Source organism: Mesorhizobium metallidurans STM 2683 (assembly GCF_000350085.1).
Lineage (GTDB): Bacteria > Pseudomonadota > Alphaproteobacteria > Rhizobiales > Rhizobiaceae > Mesorhizobium > Mesorhizobium metallidurans.
On record NZ_CAUM01000095.1, the window covers coordinates 67,220 to 88,304 of the forward strand.

At 61.5% G+C, this 21,085-nt stretch carries 15 protein-coding genes; 3 read left to right on the forward strand and 12 right to left on the reverse strand.

Translation table 11 applies throughout. From position 1 onward, the window contains the following. The 4 genes from MESS2_RS14930 to MESS2_RS14945 all read right to left on the reverse strand — a co-directional run bounded on the left by MESS2_RS14930 (nucleotide 1) and on the right by MESS2_RS14945 (nucleotide 6,495). Nucleotides 1-3,300 carry an ATP-binding protein gene (locus tag MESS2_RS14930; protein WP_040593141.1) on the reverse strand — a complete coding sequence of 1,100 codons (3,300 nt, stop codon included), beginning with the start codon at nucleotides 3,298-3,300 and terminating at the stop codon, nucleotides 1-3. A gap of 289 nt (nucleotides 3,301-3,589) precedes the next feature. Continuing rightward, a complete protein-coding gene (locus MESS2_RS14935) occupies nucleotides 3,590-4,975 on the reverse strand; it encodes a hypothetical protein (RefSeq protein ID WP_008875196.1) in 1,386 nt (461 codons plus the stop codon). A gap of 97 nt (nucleotides 4,976-5,072) precedes the next feature. Further along, nucleotides 5,073-5,597 (reverse strand): GNAT family N-acetyltransferase, encoded by a 525-nt coding sequence (locus tag MESS2_RS14940; RefSeq protein ID WP_040593143.1) that lies wholly within the window; start codon nucleotides 5,595-5,597, stop codon nucleotides 5,073-5,075. A 73-nt stretch (nucleotides 5,598-5,670) separates the two neighbouring features. After that, complete coding sequence (locus MESS2_RS14945; protein WP_008875198.1) at nucleotides 5,671-6,495, reverse strand: hypothetical protein; 825 nt, start codon at nucleotides 6,493-6,495, stop codon at nucleotides 5,671-5,673. 207 nt (nucleotides 6,496-6,702) lie between these two features. Between MESS2_RS14945 and MESS2_RS14950 the strand changes: the two genes are divergently transcribed. Next, the gene (locus tag MESS2_RS14950) at nucleotides 6,703-8,118 is read left to right on the forward strand and encodes an adenylate/guanylate cyclase domain-containing protein (RefSeq protein WP_008875199.1); all 1,416 of its coding nucleotides are present in this window, start codon (nucleotides 6,703-6,705) and stop codon (nucleotides 8,116-8,118) included. Nucleotides 8,119-8,170: 52 nt separating this feature from the next. Here the strand turns inward: MESS2_RS14950 and MESS2_RS14955 are convergent, their stop codons facing one another. The 8 genes from MESS2_RS14955 to MESS2_RS14990 all read right to left on the reverse strand — a co-directional run bounded on the left by MESS2_RS14955 (nucleotide 8,171) and on the right by MESS2_RS14990 (nucleotide 19,126). Next, complete coding sequence (locus MESS2_RS14955; RefSeq protein ID WP_008875200.1) at nucleotides 8,171-8,650, reverse strand: class I SAM-dependent methyltransferase; 480 nt, start codon at nucleotides 8,648-8,650, stop codon at nucleotides 8,171-8,173. Between the two features lie 141 nt (nucleotides 8,651-8,791). Beyond that, complete coding sequence (locus MESS2_RS14960; protein WP_008875201.1) at nucleotides 8,792-9,973, reverse strand: ABC transporter permease; 1,182 nt, start codon at nucleotides 9,971-9,973, stop codon at nucleotides 8,792-8,794. Next, nucleotides 9,970-10,968: an ABC transporter permease gene (locus MESS2_RS14965; RefSeq protein ID WP_008875202.1), complete on the reverse strand. Its 999-nt coding sequence runs from the start codon at nucleotides 10,966-10,968 to the stop codon at nucleotides 9,970-9,972. The genes MESS2_RS14960 and MESS2_RS14965 overlap by 4 nt, the downstream gene beginning before the upstream one ends. A 2-nt stretch (nucleotides 10,969-10,970) precedes the next feature. Then, nucleotides 10,971-12,869, reverse strand: coding sequence for an ABC transporter substrate-binding protein (locus MESS2_RS14970; RefSeq protein ID WP_008875203.1), 1,899 nt, complete (start codon nucleotides 12,867-12,869; stop codon nucleotides 10,971-10,973). After that, the gene (locus tag MESS2_RS14975) at nucleotides 12,866-14,761 is read right to left on the reverse strand and encodes an ABC transporter ATP-binding protein (protein ID WP_008875204.1); all 1,896 of its coding nucleotides are present in this window, start codon (nucleotides 14,759-14,761) and stop codon (nucleotides 12,866-12,868) included. The genes MESS2_RS14970 and MESS2_RS14975 overlap by 4 nt, the downstream gene beginning before the upstream one ends. Nucleotides 14,762-14,917: 156 nt before the next feature. Beyond that, entirely contained in the window at nucleotides 14,918-16,252 is a 1,335-nt protein-coding gene (locus tag MESS2_RS14980; RefSeq protein WP_008875205.1) for an adenylate/guanylate cyclase domain-containing protein, read from the reverse strand. 235 nt (nucleotides 16,253-16,487) lie between these two features. After that, a complete protein-coding gene (locus MESS2_RS14985) occupies nucleotides 16,488-17,831 on the reverse strand; it encodes a nucleotide sugar dehydrogenase (RefSeq protein ID WP_008875206.1) in 1,344 nt (447 codons plus the stop codon). A 110-nt stretch (nucleotides 17,832-17,941) separates the two neighbouring features. Further along, nucleotides 17,942-19,126, reverse strand: coding sequence for a DUF3095 domain-containing protein (locus MESS2_RS14990; RefSeq protein ID WP_008875207.1), 1,185 nt, complete (start codon nucleotides 19,124-19,126; stop codon nucleotides 17,942-17,944). A gap of 74 nt (nucleotides 19,127-19,200) precedes the next feature. Here MESS2_RS14990 and MESS2_RS14995 point away from each other — a divergent pair, with 74 nt between their 5' ends. Beyond that, the gene (locus MESS2_RS14995; RefSeq protein WP_008875208.1) at nucleotides 19,201-20,289 is read left to right on the forward strand and encodes a glycosyltransferase family 4 protein; all 1,089 of its coding nucleotides are present in this window, start codon (nucleotides 19,201-19,203) and stop codon (nucleotides 20,287-20,289) included. Further along, nucleotides 20,286-21,062: a polysaccharide deacetylase family protein gene (locus MESS2_RS15000; protein ID WP_008875209.1), complete on the forward strand. Its 777-nt coding sequence runs from the start codon at nucleotides 20,286-20,288 to the stop codon at nucleotides 21,060-21,062. Before MESS2_RS14995 ends, MESS2_RS15000 begins: the two co-directional genes overlap by 4 nt. Nucleotides 21,063-21,085 lie beyond the last annotated feature (23 nt).

Genomic DNA, 21,085 nt, shown 5'->3' on the forward strand with positions numbered 1-21,085 from the left:
CTAGTCGAGAAAAGGCAGCACCACAAGCGCTTCCGGGTCGAGCCCGTGCTGGGCGCATATTCCCTGCGCCAGGGAAAAGTAGCGTTCGGCCTCGGCCAGATTGTCGAGGTCGAGATTAAGCGTTGCGAGCCCATCATAACACGGAAACAGCAGTTGCGGCTCGCCCGTTTCGCGGGCCACGTCGAGTGCTTCGTGGAACAGGCCAACCGCCAGTTCCGGACGGCCGTTGCACTGGTGGATCTGCCCAAGCACGATCAACGGCACCGGGAGGTGCTCGCGCTGGTCGAGCGCCCGGTCGATCTCGATGGCTTTCTCGGCAGCAGGCACGCCCTCCGTCGGACAGCGATCCGTGAAAGTACAACAGGCGACCGCCAGATTGGCGAGGAGGCGGGCCTGGAAACCCAGATCACCAATATGGCGCGCCACTTCAAGACCGCGCCGACAGACCTCCATCGCCTGTGCCGGATCGATGGTCGTGTAAAGCACGCCGAGATTGGTGTAGCCGCGGCAGGCCGCGCCCAGCAGACCGGCGGCTTCGGCCAATTCAATACTACGCTCAACCTGACGCACGGCTTCACGGTTTCGTCCAAGGCGAGCCAGCGCAACAGCCTTGGTATTGAGCGCCTCGGCGGTCACAAGAGTGGCATCACACCCTACCTCGGAGACATGCTCCGTTGTCAGAGTGCGTACGCAATCCAGCGCCGCGTCTGCCCATTTTGCCGCAAGAGCGTGATCTCCGCTGCGGAACGCCTGTCGGCCACGTTCTTGCCAGAGATGCGCCTGCTCGATCGGGGCATCCGCTCCATCGAGGAGCGCTGCCGCTTCAGCATAGCGGGATTCTGCGTTGTCCCGCTTGCCGACGTCCGAGAGCAGCCGGCCGATCTTACGCAAAACTCGCGCCGAAGCGACACGATCGGTTGACTCGCGGTATGCCTGCAACACCGTCTCGTAGTGGTGGTGCGCGATCTCGCGGCGGCCTACCGGGCCGCTCAAATCGGCAATGCGCTCTGCAATTGCCAGTTTGAGCGGTGTTTGCCCGATCGCGCCCAACGCAGCCAGTGCTCGCTCGTAAAAACGAAGGGCGTCGTCGTTGGCGTATATCGTGCGAGCGCGATCGCCCGCCGCCTGCAGGTAATGCGCGCCCCTCTCGCGCTCGGCGCTCTGTGCGAAATGATGACCGAGCACGGTCAAATCCTCGAGCCGTTCCGGCTTGTCGCCGAACAGTTGCTCCAAGGCAGCACCGACCCGCCCGTGGATGTCGGTCCGGCGTTGCAGGAGCAGATTCTGGTAGATCACGTCCTGCAGCAATGTTTGCGTAAAGCGGTAGCTTTGCGACGAGACCGAGCCTGATCCGGCAACTTCCTCGATGATTTCCGCATCGCAAAGCAGTTCGCAGCCGGCTTCTAGCCGGCCGGGGTCGGCCGTCACGGTTTTCAGAAGCGTGGCGTCGAAGCGCGGGCCGATTACCGCGGCTTCCTGGGCCAGCCGGCGCACCTCTTGGGGCAGCCGGTCGACCCGGGCAAGCAACACTGCCTGGATAGTGGCGGGAATGCCGGTTGCGACTTCGCCTGCCACAGTCCGCCATCGCTGGCCCTCGCGCATCAGTACACCGCGATCGATAAGGCCGCGAACGATCTCCTCCACAAAAAGGGGGTTGCCGCCCGCGCGCTCGAGGATCTGGTCGAGAAGTCCTCCCGCGGAGTTTACCCAGCTCTCGCCGAAAAGCGCCGCCAGCAGGCTGCGTCCGTCATCACTGCTGAGCGGCGAAAGCCTGAGCGCAGTGTGACTGACCCGACTTGAGTCGAGCTGGCCGTTGTCCGGCGCCGGACGATGCGTGACCAGCACCATCAACCGCGTGCGTTCCAACCTGTCCATCACGAAACGCAGTGCCTCGAGCGACACGGCGTCGGCCCAGTGCAGGTCTTCGACGACAATCAACAGCGGCGACAACGCAAGCCGCCGTTCGATGATTGTGCGGACCGCGTGGAGAATTTGCCGCCGCAGCTGCTCGGGCTCGACATGCTGCAAGGTGGCATCGGGGTCGCCAAGGCCAAGCACATGGTAGAGCAAAGGCATCAGCCGCTTCGCCTCCTCGCCCTGCAGGCCGAGATCGGTAAGCAAGCCTGCGAGCTTCCCCCGCATTTCGTCCCCATTATCGTTTTGCATCATCCCGGCAGCGCTGCGCACCACTGCGCCCAAGGCGCCAAATGATCGTTCGCCCAGCGGTGAGCACGTGGCTTGCCGCACGGCGACGTTGCGAAAACGATCCTCGTCGCCGACGCGGGCGACGAACTCCTTCACCAGCCGCGATTTCCCGATACCGGCTTCTCCGACGAGGCGGACAAGTTGGGCCGAGCCGCCGCACGCCTGGTCAAGGCCCGCCAGCATTCTATTGAGCTCCGCACCACGACCTATCATCGGCGCGCTGAGGCCGAGCGCCTCGAGCCCACGCGCTTCACGCGGCGCCGCAAGCGGTGCATCCAGTCGATGGACGAGCACACTGCCAGCCTTGCCGCGAAGCACGACGTCGCCCAGCGACTCGTAAGAGAAGGCATGCCGGGTCAGCCTGTGAGTGAACTCGCCTACCAGTACCTCACCCGGCGCGGCCAGCGATTGCAGGCGTTGCGCGGTATTCACGGTGTCGCCGGTCACCGAATAGGATTTGGCGGTGCCGATGCCCAATCCGCCAGTAACGACCGGACCAGTGTTTATGCCGATGTGGAGTAACAGAGGCGAGCCGGAGTGGGGCGCGCTTTCGCCGAGCCGCGCCGTCCGGGCGATCATGTCGAGAGCGGCGCGAAGCGCACGTTCCGGATCGTCCTCATGCGCGACCGGCGCACCGAACAAAGCGAGCAGTGCATCGCCGATGAATTTGTCGACGAAACCACCAAAGTTTCGCACGGCCGCCGTCAATTCCTTGAACAGTTCGTTCTGCAGCGCTTGCATGACCTCGGGGTCGAGCTGTTCGCTGAGTGTCGTGAAGCCGCAGAGGTCGGCGAACAGGACCGTTACCGTCCGTCGATCGGCGTCAGAGACGGGATGCAGCCCAACTTCGCTTTCGATGTTCGGAAGCAGCGACGGCGTTCGAGAAGGCGCCACAACGGTCCGGCTTGGCGTCGAAGCAGGCCGTTCGATGGCTTTTGCGGACGCACCGACGCTTGCCCCGCATTTCGGACAGAACTCGAAATCAGGTGCGCAGGAGTAGCCGCAACTGGCGCATGGCACGGGCTGGCGCCTGCCACACCTCGGACAGAAAGCGTAACCGCCCTCAACCTCGAAACCGCAGCCCGAGCAGTCCATCGAACAAGACCTCACTAGGGGCCGTGACGGCGTGATCTCGCTACGCACTTCACCGCCATGGTGTTCACAAGGATGAACCGATAGCCGTCGACCCGCAAGCGGCAACGCAAATGGGCATCGAGCGATGAGTGTGGGTGGGGTGGCAGAGCGCTGCTGGTCGAGGCGGAAGCCGTCGTCGAAATCCCGAAAGTATCAGCGTCAATGAAGCGGCCGGATCAGACGCCAGAGGCTCACCGATAGATCGCCGTCGCTTGCGGTTGCTCACCAGAAAATCAACCTGAAGTAAGGCTCAGCTCGCCTTGATCCCTGCCTGGCCGATCTTGCGCCATCGGGCGTTTTCGCGAACCAGTTTCAGGTCGTCGGTCGTCTCGGCAAATGTCCGCAAACGGTATTGCCGGAGCAGGTCCGGGAAGAGCGCCCCTTCCGGCAGGCCGGCAAGCTGCTCGCGGACCGAGATCTTTTCATCGATGACCCGCATGCCCCAGGCATTTTCCCGAACCTGCAGCTCCGCAGCCAGATCGCGCTCTTCCGGCGCGTTTTCATCTAGCACAGCCAGCAGGATCGCGTGGAAGAGCGCTACATAACCAATCTGCCTCAGGCCGCCCACAACCCGCACGCGCGGCAATATGGCAAGGACGAGGAACATCAGGAACAAGTTCGGCAGCAGCACGCCGTCCAGCAGCGCCTGCCTGAGATGCGGCCGCTCGAACGGGATGGAAAGACCATGCGGCCTGTCAGGCTCGATCAGGTGCCCGTTATCGAGGACGAGCTTGCGCACTCGCTCCTCGCGGATGCCCCAGAAATAGGCCGTGGCATTGGGCAGGAATCCGCCAAATGGGCTCGATTCGGCCTCTTGCAAGGCACGTTCGAGACGCTGGCGCCTTGCGGGCTCAATGAGCAGCCTGGAAAGAAAGCTGCCGTCATGTTCCAGATGCCGCGCCACGGCAGAAGCGGCGAGCCGATCATCGATGAAAACCGGCAGGGCCATGCCGGAACGATCCCAATCGGCGACCAGATCCTCGTTGAGGGCTGTCAGCGCGTCGGCGGCGGTTCCAAACACCTTGTCCCGGCTGGCAAGCAGTGTGCCCAGCCAGCGGCTGGTATCCGTTTCGTCGCCCGCCGCTTCGAGCGCGCGCTTGTTGAGGGTGACGGGGCCGGCCACGCAGGCGCTTTTGCGGCACAGTTTGTGGCGCCCCATGCCAAACAGGTTGACCTTGCCGTCGCCGACATCGAGCCATCCCGGCCCCTCCCGGCCAATTGTCTCCATGGTCATCGTCGCTCCCATGAAGCCGAAGAAGGCCGACAGCCCGTTTTCGACCGCGCCGAGCCAGGCAAGCAGGAGGGCATCGAAGGTGATCCGGTCCATCAGAAGCAGGCAGTGCAGGCCGGACTGGATCACCGGTCTGTGCTCGAACTCTTCGAGGGCCTTGCCGATCTCTTCAGGCTGCATGATCACACCAAGGCGCTGATGCAGGACTTCGCGCAGGATCGAGCGGGCAGCGATCGCCGGGCCCGATGCAGGCCTTGCCACCGGCCGCCACAGATGGCGGGCGTAATCGGAAACCGGTGCATTCCAGTTCTGCTCGATGTCACGCACGACTTCCGGGCAGAGCAGCGACAGCACGGCCAGAATTTCCGCCGGAGGCGCAGGGGTCGGGTCAAACACGGCGGTCATTGGTCTCGTCTAGCCGCTTGCGGTGCAAACGCCAAGGGAGACCAGACCCGGCACGAATTGGCAGATTCGCTAACCAGTCAAGGCCAAACAGCGGATCTCAGAACCGCAACCGCGCCATGCTCAGGAGGTCGTGATACTGCCCGTCGGTAAAACCGGCCTTCACATGCCGACCTTCGACCTCGAAGCCGTGGCTTGTGTAGAGACGGACGGCCGGTTCGTTGTCGGCATAGACGGTCAATTCGACCCGCTTCAGGGCGCGCCAGTTGTCGGCCACGTCAAGCAGCGCGCCAAGTATGGCAGAGCCGATGCCCTTGCCGACAAAGCCATCGTCAAGGCCGATATTGATCTCGCCGATATGCGAACGGCGCGGCGAACCCTGCACGACCAGGTTGCCATGGCCGACGACCTTGCCGTCCAACTCGGCAACGATCCAGGTGGTCTCCTGGCCGGACTTGGCGATGCGCCGCTCCACCTGCTCCACCATCTCGAAGGGCATTCTGAGCGTGCCCCAACGGAAGCCCGGCATGTTGAAGATAGCGCAAAGCGCCTCCGCATCGCTTGGCCGGACGGACCGGAGCTGCGGCTGGATTTTCTCTTGGGATGGCGAGGTCGTGCTGGTCATGGCGTTCCGGCGAAGGCAATCGATCCGGCACGATGCACCGGACGTCACCTGAAAATCCAGCCGTCTCTGCAACCTATGATGCCGATTGCGGGCTAAAATACCGGGAGGCGGCGTAGAGTTTGAAGACTCCGCTGATGCCGATCCAGCTGAAAAGGGCGAGCCAGCACAATGTCCCGGTCGCAGTCCAGCCGATCCGGTGCACCGCGGCGTCGGTGATGACGATGCCAAGGATGGCAAGCAGGCCAACCAGAAACTGCGCCAGGCCAAGCACCAGCAGTTCCTCGCGCGGCGTGCTTCTCCAGACGAGATATACACCGCCCGCACCGGCGAGGAAAATGGCGCTGTAAACCTGGGCGTGAAAGGCATCGACCGGCCATGGCCAGAAGCCGCCGAATGTCAGGGGAAATAGCAACAGGCCGACGCCATAGAGCCCAAGGAGAGCCGATTCCACCGGCATGTAGCCGCGCCATGCGGGGTTTAAGGTCACGCCTTTTGCAGAAGGAAGGGCCCTGGTCCGCCACAGGAACAGCCCGGATACCGCGACCGAAGCAAGATAGACCAAAAACCAGAGCCAGGGCGCTTTGCGCTCGAAGTTGAAATAGCCGAGATTGATGAACGAAGCCACCGAGACGATGAACGTGAAGATGAAGGCCATGACGAGCACAAGCCTGCCGGGCGACCAGCGATTCCAGACCAGCAGCGCCGCCATCACCACCATTTCGGCGGTGTAGAAGCCGCCGAGGAAGCGGGCATTGAACGGCGTGACGGCCCAAGGCCAGCGCGGCTTGACCAGCACCGGCGCGAAAAACAGGCCGGCGCCTACAATCAGGACGATGATGACCCCCACGGAGAAAAGGCGCAGGGCCGCGGGAAATGGCGGGTTGTTGGGTGTCGGCATGGGAGAAGGTCCCAAAGATGAATGCCCCATGGATCCCATCATAGTGCCGCTTGCGGCCGGTGAAAATCCGCAGAATGGAAGTTGAACTGTCACCAGGCTTATCTATTCGAATGGCCGTACGGTCCGTTTCGGAGTAAGATGGAGCGCTCGGACCGAAGACCGGTTCCGGTCAACACGCCCGGGGACGCATTTTCCGGAGCCTCCACGATGAACGAAGCTCAGGATCTGTTCTCGCTTCTGCGGCAATCGACCGATGTCGATCCGCGGGCAATCGACGCGATCAAGCGAACCATCGCGGAGGGCAAGGACCGCGAACTTTGCCGCATCAATGTGCCAGCCTTCGCCAGCAAGCATGGCCTCGACGAGGAACGCGCCATAAGCGCCTTTCTCCATGCGGCACGGGTGGGCATCTTCGACATTTCCTGGAATGTTCTGTGCCCCGGCTGTGGCGGCGTGCTCGACACCAACGCCACGCTGAAAACCCTGCAGAAGGACGAATACACCTGCACGCTATGCTGCGAGGGCTATTCGCCGACCCTCGACGAGATGGTCGAGGTGACATTCACGGTCAGTCCCCGCGTGCGCAGGATTGCCGCCCACAATCCACACGAACTGCCGTTGATGGAATATTTCCGCCAGATCTACTGGGCGTCCGGCGTCGATCTGCCGGAAGAGGATTTCGCGAAAAAGATAGAAGCGTTCTCGCTGGAGGATATCGAGCTTGCCCCCGGTGAAAAGGCGGTTCTGCCCATACAGCTTCCGTCTGAATTCATCATCGTCTTCGAGCCGGTCACCCATTCAGTGCAGTTCATCGACGGGAAGGGCGAACCAACAAAAGAGCGCCGAAGCCTCTCTTTGGTCTTCGACCGCGACCATGTCCAGAACCAGACGCTGGAGATGCAGCCCGGCCCGTTGCGCATTTCGCTGGAGAACAGGACCGACGCCCGCGTGCTGCCGACGGTCTTCATCGCCGGCCAGGAATTGCATGATTTCCTGAGCAAACGCCGGCCCTTCCTGACCGCCAAGCGCCTGCTCACCAACCAGACGTTCCGCGATCTCTATCGCACGGATACGCTCGACATCGACCAGCGCCTGAAAATCACCAGCCTGACCTTCCTGTTCACCGACCTGCGCGGATCGACCGAGCTTTACGAGCGGGTGGGCGATCTTTCAGCCTTCGATCTCGTGCGCGAGCATTTCCAGGTTCTGCACGAGATCGTCGCGGCGGAGGCAGGCGCGGTGGTGAAGACGATCGGTGATGCGGTGATGGCGACCTTCGCGACGCCTGATCGTGCGATTGCCGCGGCCCTCAGGATGCGCGATGCCATGCGTGCGCTCAACGACAAGAGCGGGCGCGAGGATCTGCTGCTCAAGATCGGAGTCCATGCCGGCCCCTGCATCGCCGTGTCCATGAACGAGCGACAGGATTATTTCGGCCAGACGGTCAACATTGCTTCGCGGGTCCAGAACCTTGCCAACGCACAGGCGATCTTCGCCACTCGTGCGGTGGTCGACGACAATCTCACCGCCGATCTGTTGCACAGGAACGCGCTGACGCCCGTGCCCCACGAGGTCTCGCTGCGCGGCATCGAGCGGGAGATAGCAGTCTATACGATCCCCTGAAGACTTGGCCCCTGAAGATTTGGCCCCTGAAGATTTGGATCGTCTCGGCCCCTCAGACGCGCCTGGAGACAAAATACCGACCGGGGGGCACCGAAGGCGGCGGCGGGAGGGGTTGCAACAGCGGGTGATCGATCGGCGTGCCGCTGACCGCGAAGCCACCGACGCGAAGCAGGCGTGCGATCAGATCGGGAAGCCATGTAGAGGTCACTGCATCGCGATCGTCATAGCCGGTGCCGATGTCGGCATGAACAAGAGCCGCGTCGATGCCAATGAAGCTCCTCGCCGTCTCGCGTATTTCGCCGAGCACGAGGTTTTCATCTTCGGGAATTGAGCTGGCGTGTGCGCCAACTTCGCGGTCGAACACCACGATCCGGCGCCCGGGCAGGCGCTCGCGCAGATGGTGGAACGTCCTGCCATTGCCGAGGCCGAGCTCGAGCACAAGCCCCTCCATCTTCGCCACCTCGGGGCAGATTTGATTGAGAATGTCGCGCTGTGCGGTCATCCTGCTGATGAAATTATCGAGGCGACTCATATGCGATTGTATGTCCTGAACCAGCAGCCCCGATCGAGGCTTGCCGCATATAGAGGCGAACGACGAACCTTGCAATAACGCAACCGGCCGCCGACAAGCATCATACGAGTCGTCGGCAGGCCGCGCGGCGGAATAGCGATCTCACTTGTAGGGGTCCGCGGCGTCCCGCAAGCCGTCGCCGAGGAAGTTGAACGCCATGATGACGAGAATGACGGGGAGCATCGGTAAAAGCAGCCATGGATAGAACGCGATGACGCTGACGCTGCGCGCCTCGGTGAGCAGGATGCCCCAGCTGGTTATCGGCGCCCTCAGGCCGAGCCCGAGGAAGCTCAGAGCCGTCTCGCCCAGGATCATGCCGGGTATGGAGATCGTCGCCGTCGCGATCAGATGCGACATGAAGCCGGGAATGAGATGCCGCCCGATGATGCGGCTGCTCCTGGCGCCCATCAATTGCGCGGCCAGAACGTAATCCTCCTCGCGCAAGGCCAGAAGCTTTGAACGCACGGCCCGCGCCAGTCCGGTCCAGTCGAGCAGCCCGAGGATGACGGTGATGCCGAAATAGATCAGGATCGGACTCCAGGTTATCGGCATGATCGCCGCCAGAGCCAGCCATAGCGGAATGCTGGGGATCGATTGCAGAACTTCGATTATCCGTTGAACGATCAGGTCGAAGATACCGCCGTGATAGCCGGCCAGTCCGCCGATGACAATGCCGAGCAGGAAGCTGAAACTGATGCCGACGAGGCCTATTGTCAGTGAAATGCGTGCGCCATAGATGATGCGCGAAAGCACATCGCGCCCCAGCCTGTCAGTGCCGGCTAGAAAGAGCTGTCCGTTTTCGGCAGGGCAGACAAAATGCCTGTTACCTTCGATCAGGCCCCAGAACCGGTAACTGTCGCCCTTGCAGAAGAAACGGATCCGCTGAATATCATCCTTTTTCTCGATGTAGTTCCGCTTGAGCGTGTCCATATCCAGAGTCATCTGGCGGCCATAGACGAATGGCCCTACGAACTGGCCGTTGTGGAACAGGCGCACCCGCTGCGGCGGCGAATAGATGTAGTCCATGTTGCGGGTGTGCAGACTGTAGGGCGCCAGGAACTCGCAGATCAGTATTCCGAAATAAAGCGCTGCCAGGAATATGCCGGACATAACGGCAAGCCGGTGCTTCCGGAATTTCCACCACATCAGCCGCAACTGCGACGCCTGAAAGACCTTCGACTGCTCCGGCGTCATCGCCTCGACCGACTGCAGGTCAAAGGGCGCGGTGGAAACGTAGTGCTGCAGCGGAGCACCCGGAGCGGGCAGGGGCGAATGCGTGTTCATTTGGTGCTGCCGCCCTGCAAGCGAATTCGTGGATCAAGCAGCGCCAGCGCCAGGTCGGAAATCAGGACACCGATGACCGTCAGGAAGGCGAGGAACATGAGGAACGTCCCTGCCAGATACATGTCCTGGCTTTGCAGCGCCTTGATCAGCATCGGCCCGGTCGTTTCCAAAGACAGCACGATCGCCGTAATTTCGGCGCCGGAGATGATGGCCGGCAGGATAGAGCCGATGTCGGAAATGAAGAAATTGAGCGCCATGCGCAGCGGATATTTGACCAGCGTCTTGAACGGATGAAGTCCTTTGGCGCGCGCGGTCACGACATATTGCTTGTGTAGCTCGTCGAGAAGATTGGCGCGCAGCCGCCGGATCATGCTTGCCGTGCCCCCGGTGCCGATGATCAAGACCGGAATCCAGAGATGGGCGAGGATCGACTTGGCCTTGGCCCAGCTCATCGGCTCGCCGAGATATTGCTGGTCCATGAGATTGCCGATGGATGTGCCGAACCAGATGTTGGCGAAATACATCAGGATCAGCGCCAGCATGAAGTTCGGAATGGCTAGGCCGAGAAGGCCGAAGAAAGTCAGGCCGTAGTCGCCCCAGCTGTATTGATGCGTGGCGGAGTACATGCCGATCGGAAAGGCGATGAGCCAGGTGAAGATGATCGTGACGAAGGAAACCAGCACCGTCAGCCACATTCGGTCCCCGACGACGTCGCGAACCGGCAGCTCATATTCGAAGGAATAGCCGAAATCGCCGCGCAGCATCCCGCCGACCCAGTAGAAGTAACGAAGGACCGGTGGCTGGTCGAAACCATATTCCTTGCGCATCATCACGATGCGATCGGAATCCACAGCTTCGCCCTGAGCCCGAAGCTCGGCAACATAGCTGTCGAAATAGTCGCCTGGTGGAAGTTCGATGATCGTGAACACCAGTGCCGATATGACCAGCAGCGTTGGAACCATCACGGCGATGCGCCAGACAAAATATCGAAGCACGCTCAGGACTCTCCAAGCCAGAATGTATCCGGCATGTAGACACCGAAATAGGCGGTCGGGTCGTAGCCGTAGAGCGCCTTGTCAGGCACATTGCGCAGCCGCGAGGACGCCAGAACCGGCTGATGCGTCCCGTTCACGGTGCCGATCGAAAACACCTGATCGGTGTAGATCGACAGCATCGAATTCCAGATTTCGGCGCGCTCCGTGGCTTCGGTCGATGCGTTCCAGCGCTTGAGTAAAGCCATCAGTTCGATCACAGGCGGAAGGTCGGGCGCCTCGCCGACCTTGCCATGAGACAAATAATGAGCTCCCCAGAGCGGCCATTGCAGCTGGTCGTCGATGGTGGGGGCCAGCTGGTACGGGTTCATGTCGGCGGTCGGCACGCCATTGTCGATGCCCGACCACATCGACATCATGATCTGGCCGCCAAGCGCGCGGCTGCGGAAGATATCGCGCTGCGAAGTCCGGATGAACAGGGCGATCCCGATCTTGCGCCAGTGATCGGTGATGAGTTCGAGCGCGTCGGTTTCCAGCGTGCTTTCGCCGGCCGTTTCCACTATGACCTGCGCAGGGCGTCCATCGGGAAGTATCCGCAGGCCGTCATCGTCACGCGTCTGAAGCCCGGCCTCGTCGAGCAGGGCATTGGCCTGGTCGGGATCATGGGCGACCCAGGCTTTCGCGAATTCCGGCCGGTAGAGCGGGCTCTCCGGCAGGACCGTATCGGCACTTTCCTGCGCCAATCCGTAGAACACGGCCAAATTGATCTCGCGCCTGTCCACAGCGAGCGAAAGGGCGCGGCGCACGCGCACGTCACGAAGAAGGCCACGCCACACCTGGTCGGCACAATTCAGATTGGGCAGCAGCGCCAGCCGCGAACCCTGTATGCGTTTCCACAGATGCAGCTTCACCGGATAGCGCTTCTCCGCGTCCTTCAGGAAGGAGTAGTCGCTGAAGTCAATTCCCATGCCTTGCAGGTCGCTCTCGCCCGCACCGGTCTTGGCGGAAATGATCGCCGACGAGCTGACATTCATGACGATCCGGTCGATATAGGGCAGTTGACGGCCATTCTCGTCCATTCGATGAAAGAACGGGTTGCGCTCGAAGACGAACTGCTCGGCCGGCGGCTTGGTCCGGTTCCGCCAGGGATCGAGCGTCGGCAGCTCCGGATTCTCCGGGCGATACTGCCGCGACATGCGGATATGCAGGAGCGTCCATTTCTTGGCCCGGTTCTCCTTCATCAGGCCGGCGAGCCGGAATGGATCCTGGTATTTCTTGTGGAACTGTTTGAGATAGGTGGCCGGCAGAACAAGCGAGAGCGGCGAAGCAGCAGCGAGCTTGGGCAGGAAGTCGGGATTGGGCGCATCCCAACTATAGCGGACCGTCAACGGGTCGACGATCTCGAAACGTGGCGGCTTGCCGTCCGCCAAAAGGGCCGGGGCGAGCCCGCCTTGCGAAAGCTCATCGTTCAGCCAGACATCTTCCCAGCAATAGCGGAAATCCTCCGGCGTCAGCAGGCTACCGTCAGACCATTTATGCCCTTCCCGTATCTTGAACGTGAAGACGCGGTCATCCGCCACGTCATAACTTTCGAGAATGTCGGGTTGCAAGTTGAGCTTTTCGTCATAGCCGACCAGGCGGGCATACCCGTAGATCGTCATCATCCGGATATCTTTCTGGCTGCCGATGATCGTGCGCAGCGTGCCGCCATACTGGCCGGGCTGCCGGCCCATCGCGGCGAGGTTCAACGCGCGCGGGCTCTTGGGCAAGCGTTCGGCGAGTGCCGGCAGCGCCCTGGCCTTCAGCTGCGGCTGAAGAAATTCCGGCTCCAGATCGCCGGCACGCACCGTGCCAGGCAGAAATGCCGAAGCCATGAGTCCAAGGACGGTGCGCCGGCTGATCAATGGCGTAACTCGCTGGCATCGGCCGTACGCCGGGCCAGCACGAGGTGGCCGCCGCCAAGGTCGAGCGGCGACAGCATATCCTCGTCGCCCTCGTCGCGGAATTGCGGTCCCCATGCGCTGTTGTCGGAAGCGCCGCCGAGCTTCAGCGTCTTGAAATCCATCGGCCTGTCGAGATCGGGGAAAGGTACTGCGGCGACCAGTGAGCGCGTGTAGGGGTGGACCGGTTTCCTAAGCAGAATTTCGCGCGGCGCGAGCTCGACGATACGCCCGCCGCACATCACCGCGATGCGGTCTGCCATGTAGTCCACCACCGCCAAATTGTGGGATATGAACAGGTAGGTCAGGCCCAGTTCCTTCTGCAGGTCCTTCAGAAGGTTCAGGATCTGCGCCTGGACAGAGACATCGAGTGCCGAAACCGGCTCGTCGCAGATCAGGAGTTCAGGCCCCAGCGCCAACGCGCGTGCGATGCCGATACGCTGACGCTGCCCGCCGGAGAAACTGTGCGGATAACGCTTTATGAAGCGCGGATCGAGCCCGATTGCCTGCATCAGGCTCTTGACCGTGGCGAGTCGGGACGCGGCATTGCCACGTTGATGGATTTCCAGCGGCTCGCTCAAGATGTTCTCCACCGTCATGCGAGGCGAAAGCGACGAAACCGGATCCTGGAAGACCATCTGGATTTTCGCGCGCAGCATGCGCAGGGCGTCTCCCTCGGCTTCCAGGACGTCGATCGGACCATCGCGGCCGTTGAAGATGACAGAGCCGCCGCTAGGGGTGACAGCCCGCATGAGGATTTTGCTGACGGTGGTTTTGCCGCAGCCGCTTTCGCCGACAAGACCCAGGCACTCACCCCGCCTGATATCGAAGCTCACGCCGTCCACGGCGCGAACAGAGGTTTGATGATCTCCGCCGAACCATCCGGACTTGCGGATGGTGAAGGTCTTTGTCAGATCCCTGACCGACAGCAGGATGTCGTCCGGCCCCTTCGATGCCGGCGCCGTCTGCTTGCCGAGCAGGTTCCCGACATTCACCGGCACCTCGCGGAGCGCCTTTAGCCTTTCGCCAGGCTTCAGGTCGAAATGCGGAACGGCTGCCATCAGGCCCTTCAGGTAAGGGTGGCCCGGCCGGCGGAATATCGCCTCCACAGGTCCCGCTTCCATGATCTCGCCATGGTACATGACCACCACCTCGTCGGCGACATTGGCGACCACGCCAAGGTCGTGCGTGATCAGCAGCATCGCCATGTTCAGCTTGGTCTGAAGCTCGCGCAGCAATTGCAGGATTTGCGCCTGGATGGTGACGTCCAACGCCGTCGTCGGCTCGTCGGCGATCAACAGGGCCGGCCGGCAGATAAGCGCCATGGCGATCATGGCGCGTTGACGCAATCCTCCCGAAAGTTCAAAGGGATACATGTCATAGGCGCGCCTGGGGTTGGGAAAGCCGACAAGGCCGAGCATTTCCTCGGTCCGCGCCTTGCGCTCCACCCGAGCCATGGGCGTATGAATCTGCAGGGATTCGCTGACCTGATTGCCGATCGTGTGCAGCGGCGACAGTGATGTCATCGGCTCCTGAAAGATCTTGCCGATGCGGCTGCCTCTCAACGCCCGGATTTCGGGTCCGTCACGCGGCATCTGCAGGATATCCTGCGTCGTGCCGGGCTTCTCAGGATCGGAAAACAGGATACGGCCGCGAACATGGGCTGTGTCCGGCAAAATGCCCATCACTGCCTGGCTGAGAACCGATTTTCCGGAACCGGACTCGCCCACAAGCGCGGTAACCTTGCCGGGCAGGACGCGAAGATTTGCACGCCTGACGGCATGCAACGGTCCCCCGACAATGGCAAAAGAGATGCCAACATCCTCGATCCGCAGCAGATCAACGCCCGAATTCATTCTCACACCAGCCCCACTCTGGCGGCCTGCCGGCCGGCAGGCCCGGAAGCGAGACTAGCGCATTGCCAGCCTAGAGCAACTTGGATTCTAAATGAGTTCCCCCGCGGAACCGGCGACCGGACTGCACACCAAGGCGTTCGGATCAGATCGTGGCGGTCACTGGAGCTTCCTCCGGTCGCCCGCCGACAGCCGCGCGGCATCGCGATGAAGCAGCATGACCTGCTCGGCGTCCGATATCCGGTCGTGAATCGGCGGAGCGTCTTCATCGAGTGCGAGAGCACCCGACAGATCGGGTGAAAGCACCGTCAGCTTCTGCTTGATACCGGCCAGTTCCTCCTTGCCGAGCGTCAGCCAGTTGTTGGCGCCGCAATAGCCGGCGAAGTCTTTGCTGGCGAGAACGCTGTGCGGATATTTCTTGGTCAGGGTCTGGAGGCGCTGGACCTCGTTTACAGCCGAGCCGAAGACAGAGAATGTGAGCCGGTCGGTAAGTCCGACATTGCCGAACATCACGTTGCCGACATGCAGGCCGATACCAAATTTTATGTCGCCCAACCCCTGCTCCTTTCTGCGCAGATTGAGCTCCATCATGCGAGCGTTGGCCTTGTGCGCTGCCGCAAGAGCAGCCTGGCAGGCGATCTCGGACTGCGCGCGGTGCCTTTCGCAAGGGTAGACGGCAATGAAGCCATCTCCCAGGAAACTCATGATCTGCCCGCCTCTGCGATTGAAAGGTGCGGCAATGGCATCGAAAAACTGGTTCAGCGTATCGATATAGATTTCGCGGCCGGAGGTTTCGGCAAGCCTTGTCGACCCGCGCATATCGGCCATGACCAGTGCGGCCCGGATTGTGTCGCCTTCGCCGCGCTTGATCTGGCCGTCCAGCACGCGCCTGCCGGCATCGCCGCCGAGATAAGTGGTCATCATGTTGTCGGCGAGCTTGGTGAGCACCGCCATCTTGGTTGCGATAGCGAGATGGTTCTGGATGCGCAGCAGCCCCGAAATCATGCTGTCGCTGAAGCCTGCAGCACTGTCGGTGGACCAGGACCCCATCATGCCCTGACTGGTATCGCCGTTGAAGGGATGGACGAAAGCCATGTAATCGGTGACGCCCATAAGCGTGAGGTCATCGAAAACAGGAAATTCTGACCGCACCGACGGGTCGAGCCGGCGCCGCAGATGATCGAGCTTGTTGCTGAGCAGATGGTAGTATGGGCTGGTCAGGAATCTGTCAGAATGAACGCCGTTCTCACTGCGGAAGCCTTCCACTTCCAGGCCCTGGCCGCGAAGCCAGGTGAAGCCAAGCGCGTCATAAAGCGGATGAAGCATCGAAAAGCTCAAATGCACCCGCTTCAGCGGCAGGCCGGCAGCAGCCAGCCGTTCACAAAAGCCTTTTACCAATGTTTCCAGGTCGTTGCCCGCCAGCGCCGATTGGGTCAGCCAATCGGCAACCTTGTCCATGAGAATGGTGGAAATTTCTGCTTGCGCTGTGCTCATGCTGTCTCGAAACCCGTCGAAGACGAGCCATCTCCTTTGATCCGCCATACAATCGAAGTCAACGAAGCCGGCTTCGCCGACAAAAGCCGGCGAAGAATTTCCCGGATGACTGTCCTTGCAGGAAAGAAGCTGGCGGAAACCGCATCTATCTCGTGGAACATTATGTGGCGAGGCTGCCGGCGGAGTGCAATCCCGATCCTGACATCGGGCAAAAAATTCGCCGGCCCGGCCACCGTCAGGCCTTCACCACCGTCTCTCGGGCTAGCCCGAGGCGGCCAAAAACATTGCGTGTGTCGACGATCAGAAGAGCGTGATCGGCGATCGCCTGATAGTCGATCGCGTCGTGGTCGGTTGCAACGACGACAGCATCGAAATCCTTCAAGGCCGCCTCGGTCAATTCGACCGAGCGACGCCCCTTGATCGCCATATGCTCGCGTGTGGTCGGGATCTCGGTAACATGCGGATCGTGGAATTCCGCCTTGCCGCCCCATTCCTCGATGAGTTCAATAAGCCGCAACGAGGGGCTTTCGCGGATGTCGGGCACATTCTTCTTATAGGCGAGCCCGATAATGAGAATGCGCGAGCGGCTGAGCGCCTTGCCGCAGCGCCGGTCCAGCGCCTTCGCCAGTTCATCGACCACATGACGCGGCATGGCCGTGTTGATCTCTGCCGCCAGCTCGATGAAGCGGGTCGGCAGTTCGTATTCGCGCGCCTTCCACGTCAGGTAGAAGGGATCGATCGGAACGCAGTGCCCGCCAAGTCCGGGGCCAGGATAGAAAGGCATGTAGCCGAAGGGCTTGCTCTTTGCCGCCTCGATCACCTCCCAGATGTCGATGCCCATTGCACCGAGCACGACCTTCAACTCGTTGACGAGGGCTATGTTGACCGAGCGGAAGATGTTTTCCGTCAGCTTGACCGCCTCGGCGGTCGCCGTGCTGGAAACCGGAACGACGGTCTTGACCACGCTCTGGTAGAAAGCCTGTACGAGCGTCGCCGCTTCAATGCCGTCGCCTGCCACGACCTTGGGGATCGTCGCGACTTCAAAGCTGCGGTTGCCGGGATCCTCGCGTTCGGGCGAGAAGCCGAGGAAGAAGTCTATATTCGACTGCAAGCCGGTTTTTTCCAGTTTGGGCTTGATCACGTCGTCGGTGGTGCCGGGATAGGTGGTCGATTCCAGCACGATCAGCTGGCCGAGACGCAGATGCTTCGCGATGGTGCCTGCCGTGTTTCTGACAAAGGAGAGGTCCGGCTCTCGGTGTTTCGTCAGCGGTGTCGGAACGCAGATGATGATGACGTCGCAGACGGCCAGTTCGGCAAAATCCGCGGTAGCCCGGAACCGTCCGCTCGCCACCTGGCTGGCAAGGGCTGTCGACGTCACCGCCTCAATGTAGGATTGGCCGTTGTTCAGGTTCTCGACCTTCTGGGCTTCGATGTCGAAGCCGGAAACCGGGAAGCCGGCGCGTGCAATCGCAACCGCCAGCGGCAGCCCGACATAGCCCAGTCCGATCACGCCGACCTGCGCCGCACGCGTCGAGATCCGGTTCAGAAGACGGTCATATGTCGATCGTGAGGCGTCCAAAAATCTGCTTTCCCGTCAATTCGGACAGACTATCCGCACCCATGCGAGGCTCACCGGGTCCCAGGAACCATGGCCGAGGCATATTGCGGAAAATTGATTTCCGCAAGCCGTCATCGGACCGGCACCTTCGCCTTCAGGCTTGCGGCAGCAATCGCATAGCCGCCGGCGGCGCCATCGATGAAATGAACGTGATCGCGCTGCAGCGGCGAGGCGACGAGGCATGTCATCAAGGCCGATTTCTGGCGGTGCAGGCCATAGTTGCAGATGCCTGCCTCTTCCGCCTGTTTCAGCCGGTTCTCGATCCGTTGCAACACATCCGCGTCAACGTCGATGGTCATTTTCAAGCCGTCGTCGAACTTCCGGAAATCCGAATTGCTGGCCACGTCGCGTTTGTAGATCTTCGGATCGAAACGGCCGATCGTCCAGCCATATCTATCCGTAACAGCCGTAAGCGTCATCAGGAACAATATCCACAGCTTCGACAGCCACCGCCGCCATCCCGCCGGTGCCATGGCCCGCGACTCGATATCGAGGCCGGGGGGCGGAAAACTGTAACCCGGACCGGTCACTGGCACCGGGTGACCATCGCGTTCCTGCCTGCCGGCAAGGGCGATAATGTCGGAGGCCAGAAACTGAAAACCGCGCAAGTCGCGCGACGCTCCCGGTACGGCTATGATCGAGACGATTTCACCATGCCGGGCTTCGATCGGGTTCCAGCGGCAGGAGAGGCCGGTCAGATCCGGCCGAGCGCCGGCCGGCGCAGGATCGATGCGGTAGCGCCCCGCTTTCATCTCGGCTTCCGCCCAACTGCCGCCACCGCCGGCGAACATGGCATAGAAGACCGCTTCGGAGGGCTGGAACCTCGCCACGCGAACGTCGAGGCCTTGCGCTCTTATATCCTTTATCGGCACGATTGCGGCACGCAAGGTCAGGTCCAGTTCGTCCGCCACCCATCTCTGGACAGCCGCCAGCGCGTTGCGGGCGAGCTTCAGCGCCGAGCCGGGAAACGCCACGATCGCGCCGTCGCCGCCGAAGACAAAGGGAAGATCTTGCCGACCCAGCGCATTGAGCAGCGCCGAAATGACGCTGGCGCCGGCCATATTGACGGTTTTATAGCGCCCCGCCTCGATCGCCTTGGTCGAGCCGACGATGTCGGCGGTGGCCAGCGCCCAGCCATCGGGGAGAGGCCGGTAGTTATCGATATCGGCAACGCTTTCGAACTTTGCGAAGACCGGCAAAGAAGCGACAAACGGATCGGACGCGGCAGCTGTTTCCATGAGCATCAGATAGCACATTCCAGTGCTTGAAGGTGAAGTCGATCACGCTTCGAAATTGACTTGCGCAGGCTTTCCGATGATAGGGTCCGGCGATGCGAATTGCCTTCTACGCGCCGCTGAAGCCGCCCAATCATCCCGTTGCCTCCGGCGACCGCCAGATGGCACGGATGCTGGTCAAGGCGCTGGAGCATGGTGGGCATAGCGTCGAACTGGCATCCGAATTGCGCTTCTATCTACGCGAACCGGAGCCGAAGAGTTTCGATGCGCTCAAGATTGAGGCCGGAGAGGAGGCCGCGCGGCTGACCAAGCTTTGGGATCGTGACGGCAAGCCCGATCTCTGGTTCTCCTATCATCTCTATTACAAGGCGCCCGACCTGATCGGGCCCGAACTGGCGTCGGCCTTTGCTGTCCCCTATGTGACAGCGGAAGCCTCCTATTCGAGGCGGCGCAACGCCGGTTTGTGGGCCGATACGCAAGCGTTGGTGGCGCGAGCCATCGAACAGGCAGCGCTGAACATCTGCTTCACGCAAAGGGATCGCCAGGGACTGACAGATGCGATTCCCGATGCCGCTCTCGGCATGCTTTCGCCCTTCATCGACACATCGCTATTCCGGGAAGCGCCGGCACGGGGTTGTCCGACGCGCCTCGTTACCGTAGCCATGATGCGCCCGGGCGACAAAGCCGAAAGCTATCGCATGCTGGCGCAAGCGCTCGGTCCGATCGGCCACCTGCCCTGGACCATGTCGGTCGTCGGCGACGGGCCTGCCCGTGACGAGGTCAAAGCGCAATTCGCCGGCTTGCCCGCCGACCGTATCGAATGGCTTGGCGCGATTGAGCCTGCCGCCGTGCCGGATGTCCTCTACGGTGGGGGAATTTACGTCTGGCCGGGTTACGGCGAGGCCTATGGCGTTGCCTATCTTGAAGCACAGGCCGCCGGCCTTCCGGTGGTGGCCCAGGACATCGCCGGCGTGCCGGAGGTCGTGCGGGATGGCCAGACCGGGTTTCTCACTCCGCCAGGCGATGTGGCGGCGTTCGCTTCTGCCATTGAAAGGCTTCTGGCCCGTAACGACGAAAGAACCATCATGGCCGCGGAAGCCAGACGTTTCATCCTCGAAGAACGTTCCCTCGGTGTTGCAGCGGCGCGTCTGGCCGAACTTCTTGCGAAGATCCCGGTTTCATGACATCCGATCAGATCTGGCAGCCTTTGGTGGAAGAACTGGCGTGCCTGCAACGGGCGGACCGTAAGGCAGAGTTCTGGCTGCGCGACGACGACGCCGTGGATCCGGCGCCTGCGCTTGATCGGCTGCTCGACCTCACCGGTAAATTCACGGTTCCGGTCACTCTGGCTGTCATTCCGGCCCTGACTGACGAGAAACTTGTCGTTCGGCTTGACGAGGCGCCGCATGCCACGGTCGCCGTCCATGGCTGGGCGCACCGAAATCATGCGCCCGAGGACCAGAAAAAGCAGGAACTCGGCGCGCATCGGCCACGCGAGGCGGTGCTCGATGATCTGGCTCGCGGGCTGTCGCACATAACCGGCCTGCACGGCGCACGTGCCGTTCCGATGCTGGTGCCACCCTGGAACCGAATCGACGCCGGCTTCGTATCCGACCTTGGATCGATAGGATTTGCGGCATTGTCGGTCTATGGGCCGCCGAAGCCGGCTTCAGTGGCGGTCATCAACTGCAATGTCGACATCATGGATTGGCATGGCACGCGCGGCTGCCGCGATCATGGCCTGTTGGTTCAGTCTATCATCGCGCAATTGCGGCATGCATTCGACGGCGGCGAACCGGTCGGCCTGCTCACCCACCATCTCGTACATGATGAATCGGCCTGGCTTTTCCTCGAACGGCTGTTCACAGTCACCGCACGGACTGAAGCCTGCGCATGGCTTCCGATCAGGACATTGATCGGGCGCAGCGCCGGTAGAGCAATTCCAGGAAAAGTGTGAGCGGTTTTCCCGGGAAAAGCGCG

Coding starts and splice junctions, on each gene's coding strand:
- MESS2_RS15000 (WP_008875209.1), top strand. CDS start 20,286: ATGACATCCGATCAGATCTGGCAGCCTTTGGTGGAAGAACTGGCGTGC.
- MESS2_RS14945 (WP_008875198.1), bottom strand. CDS start 6,495: ATGCCGACACCCAACAACCCGCCATTTCCCGCGGCCCTGCGCCTTTTC.
- MESS2_RS14990 (WP_008875207.1), bottom strand. CDS start 19,126: ATGTGCTATCTGATGCTCATGGAAACAGCTGCCGCGTCCGATCCGTTT.
- MESS2_RS14940 (WP_040593143.1), bottom strand. CDS start 5,597: ATGACCAGCACGACCTCGCCATCCCAAGAGAAAATCCAGCCGCAGCTC.
- MESS2_RS14980 (WP_008875205.1), bottom strand. CDS start 16,252: ATGAGCACAGCGCAAGCAGAAATTTCCACCATTCTCATGGACAAGGTT.
- MESS2_RS14950 (WP_008875199.1), top strand. CDS start 6,703: ATGAACGAAGCTCAGGATCTGTTCTCGCTTCTGCGGCAATCGACCGAT.
- MESS2_RS14975 (WP_008875204.1), bottom strand. CDS start 14,761: ATGAATTCGGGCGTTGATCTGCTGCGGATCGAGGATGTTGGCATCTCT.
- MESS2_RS14955 (WP_008875200.1), bottom strand. CDS start 8,650: ATGAGTCGCCTCGATAATTTCATCAGCAGGATGACCGCACAGCGCGAC.
- MESS2_RS14930 (WP_040593141.1), bottom strand. CDS start 3,300: ATGGACTGCTCGGGCTGCGGTTTCGAGGTTGAGGGCGGTTACGCTTTC.
- MESS2_RS14960 (WP_008875201.1), bottom strand. CDS start 9,973: ATGAACACGCATTCGCCCCTGCCCGCTCCGGGTGCTCCGCTGCAGCAC.
- MESS2_RS14935 (WP_008875196.1), bottom strand. CDS start 4,975: ATGACCGCCGTGTTTGACCCGACCCCTGCGCCTCCGGCGGAAATTCTG.
- MESS2_RS14995 (WP_008875208.1), top strand. CDS start 19,201: ATGCGAATTGCCTTCTACGCGCCGCTGAAGCCGCCCAATCATCCCGTT.